Source organism: Clostridium sp. K04 (assembly GCF_019734375.1).
Classification (GTDB): Bacteria; Bacillota; Clostridia; order Clostridiales; family Clostridiaceae; genus Clostridium; species Clostridium saudiense.
Map to the genome: position 1 here is coordinate 1 of NZ_JAASHD010000078.1, position 3,147 is coordinate 3,147.

The 3,147-nt window shown below is 22.6% G+C and carries 5 protein-coding genes; 3 read left to right on the forward strand and 2 right to left on the reverse strand.

From position 1 onward, the window contains the following. Positions 1–80 precede the first annotated feature (80 nt). Positions 81–269, forward strand: a complete 189-nt coding sequence (locus HCG70_RS17120) for a BhlA/UviB family holin-like peptide (protein WP_055292505.1) — start codon at positions 81–83, stop codon at positions 267–269. A gap of 26 nt (positions 270–295) precedes the next feature. On the opposite strand, the gene HCG70_RS17125 is transcribed toward HCG70_RS17120, so the two are convergent. Continuing rightward, positions 296–814 (reverse strand): sigma-70 family RNA polymerase sigma factor, encoded by a 519-nt coding sequence (locus HCG70_RS17125; protein ID WP_221698069.1) that lies wholly within the window; start codon positions 812–814, stop codon positions 296–298. A 273-nt stretch (positions 815–1,087) separates the two neighbouring features. Here HCG70_RS17125 and HCG70_RS17130 point away from each other — a divergent pair, with 273 nt between their 5' ends. Beyond that, entirely contained in the window at positions 1,088–1,285 is a 198-nt protein-coding gene (locus HCG70_RS17130; RefSeq protein WP_221698070.1) for a BhlA/UviB family holin-like peptide, read from the forward strand. Positions 1,286–1,457: 172 nt separating this feature from the next. Next, positions 1,458–2,261, forward strand: a complete 804-nt coding sequence (locus HCG70_RS17135; RefSeq protein WP_055292511.1) for a hypothetical protein — start codon at positions 1,458–1,460, stop codon at positions 2,259–2,261. A 134-nt stretch (positions 2,262–2,395) separates the two neighbouring features. On the opposite strand, the gene HCG70_RS17140 is transcribed toward HCG70_RS17135, so the two are convergent. Further along, positions 2,396–2,785 (reverse strand): hypothetical protein, encoded by a 390-nt coding sequence (locus tag HCG70_RS17140; RefSeq protein WP_055292513.1) that lies wholly within the window; start codon positions 2,783–2,785, stop codon positions 2,396–2,398. Positions 2,786–3,147 lie beyond the last annotated feature (362 nt).

Below are 3,147 nucleotides of genomic sequence, written 5' to 3' on the forward strand. Positions count from 1 at the left end.
TTTTTTTATTTATTTCAAATTTTAATGTTTACTATTTCCCTATTTATTTGCTCTATATTTTATATAAGGAGGTGTATGTTATGGATTCAGAGTTATTTAACTTTCTAACAACTCAAGGTATTTTTGCTTTGTTATTTGGTTATTTATTGCTATATATTTTAAAACAAAATCAAATTCGAGAAGAAAATTATCAAAAAATAATTCAACAACTAAATGAAGTTCTTCCAACTATAAAAAATGATTTAGAAAACATAAAAAACATATATTAAAAAATTAATATATGTTTTTTATTATGTTAAGTACACCTTTTCAATTTACTTATAGCTCTATTCTTAACTTGACTTATTGCTTGTCTTGATTTTCCTGTCTTTTTAGCCACTTCTGAAACACTATATCCATTAAGCACAACCATCTTTATTATTTTTTTCTCATAGTTATTTAGATTCTTAATCGAATCTACAACTTCAATATTACTTTCTATAAAATTATAACCCCATACTCTATCTTCACAATTGTAGTCCTCATTATTTTTTCTTCTATCATTTTTTTTTGATAATCTTATGTACTCATTTTTTAATGATTTAGAAAAATAAGATAATACTTGTTTATCTTCATAATTAACAATTGATAATTCATCTATATTATTTATAAGCTTTATTAAAAAAACATATAAATCTTGCTTAGTATCTTCTCCATTTAATTTTCTTGAATATTTATTTATTATGTTATCAAAAATAGCTAATATATCTAACATACTTTCATCTTTATTATTTTTTTTTACATCTATAATTTTAAAAATAAATTCTTTATTCATTAATTCCCCTCCTACTTTTAAAAAGAAAGGAATTATATAATAGTAAATATAGAATTTTTCTACAAATTTATACATTTTTTTATTATTTTATATATTTTTTAGATTATTAATTATTTTTTATTTGTTAATTTTAGAAAGATACTAAATACAGTTAAAAAGTTCACTTAGATATGTTTATATTAAGATTAGATAGTTTATCTAGTTAACCAAATTATTTAAATGTTTACTTTAATCATATTATTTACTTTATATATTATGAAGGAGGTGAACAAAATGGATACTGATCTATTTAACTTTTTAACAACCCAAGGAACTTTTGCTTTATTATTTGGATATCTTCTACTATACATTCTAAAACAAAATCAAATTAGAGAAGAAAATTATCAAAAAATCATCCAACAACTCAATGAAATTCTTCCTAAAATAAAAAATGATTTGGAAGACATAAAAAAACTATGTTTTTGTCCTTGAAGTTTTTTAAGAAACTTAGAAGATATTAAAAATTTAATATCTCATTTTTTACTTATTTTATCTTTTAACCTTATTTACTTTTTTATTATTTTTATGTTTACAAATATATTAATTCTTTCTTTATAATTAACGACTAGTCACTTATCAAACAAATTTAAAGGAGATTATATTTATGGAAACAAAATCTTATGTATGTGATATGTATACAATCGTTAATTTACTAAAAAAAGTAGAAAGTATAGTTAAAGATTATTATTCTGGAACTTTAGTTAATAATCGTACATTAGGCAAAGCAACTCTTACATTATGTAGATGCTATGAATATCATGGAACTAAGTGGAACATTGCAGCAGGATTAATAGATCAAAATTTAGTTAGAGTTATGGAAACTAAGGATCCATATACAGCCAATATACTAAAACAACATGTTGTATTAACAGACAGTAAGAATAATAGTATAGACTTTAGACATCTTTGTGCTACTTTAGATGGATATTTAAAAGAAGATTCTCCAATTCCAAAAGAATGGAATGGTTGGCAAGGTGATCTTACAACATTTACTAATGAAATTCTAGCAAAAACTAATAATTCAAATGACTTTGACTACTTAATATCAGTATCTAAAGACTGGTTAGGAAATCCTAATAGTAGTTTTCCTAAGGAAGATATTAATTCTGATATTGATGCTGAAAATATTTATAGAGACTTATTAAAAAATTCTTTTAATATCTCAGAGGCATTCAGAAATTATTATTATAATAATAGGAATTCTAGTAGATTTAGTATTTTTATAACCGCCTTAGGTGGAAGAGATGAAGCATTCCAAACCTTAATGGAAGGGCCTTCAGACCTTATATATTTAGGAATAGGTGACTATCCTGGTGCTGGAAAAATACCTACATCTATTCAAAAAGGAGCCATTTATGGTACATTGGCTGATTTTGTATTAGCTAGAATAGATAGTTCAATAACATAAAATAACATCTTACTAATAAAAACTCACTCAAAATTAACTAAATTTTGAGTGAGTTTTTACTCATATAAATATTCTATACCTATCTATTTATATTTATATTTACATTTAAATCATATTTTTATAAGAAATATACATTATTTAACTATTTCATAAAAAATATCTTCTGAAAATTTTACTTCAAAAATTTCATCTTTTTGCTCATCACCAGATATAGTAATTGTAACATTATAATCATCATCCCATTTTACATAAAAATTAGATTCATCTATTGCTCCACCATCATTATATATTTTAGTATTTATAATTTCTTGATTAAATATTCCTAGTACTTTATTATTTCTACAGTATATTTTTATTGAAGAAGGTCCAAATAATGTAGCATATTTAGCTTTAATACTAATAAAATTTTTATTTGTTGGTGAATAAAACTTATCAGAATATATAGTTTTATTAAATGTTGTATAAATAAATATTAAAATTAATGAAATTATAATTATTAAATATATTTTTGTTTTTTTTGACACTTTACATCACCCCCTTAATTTAAATAACTGAAACTCAATTTAAATAGTTAAATTTTATCATATTTGATATATAAAAACAATTATGAGTCACCCTCATATTTTCATTATCTACCCCAAAGTATCCTTATCTTTTACCTTTTTTACTATACACTTCATAAACGTGGCTATTTATTCTCTTAACATAAACTAAATCTTCTTGAATTTTATTCTATTACTTTTTTATTTTTACTCACTGCTAGAATCTTTCCGTAACCACAGGGCTAACCTGTGGTATTCTAAATACTAAAAAACTGCGCAGAATTAAGCTTCTACGCAGTTTTTTCATTTTTATTTTTTAAAATTTACGGTTTTAAGCCATTTGT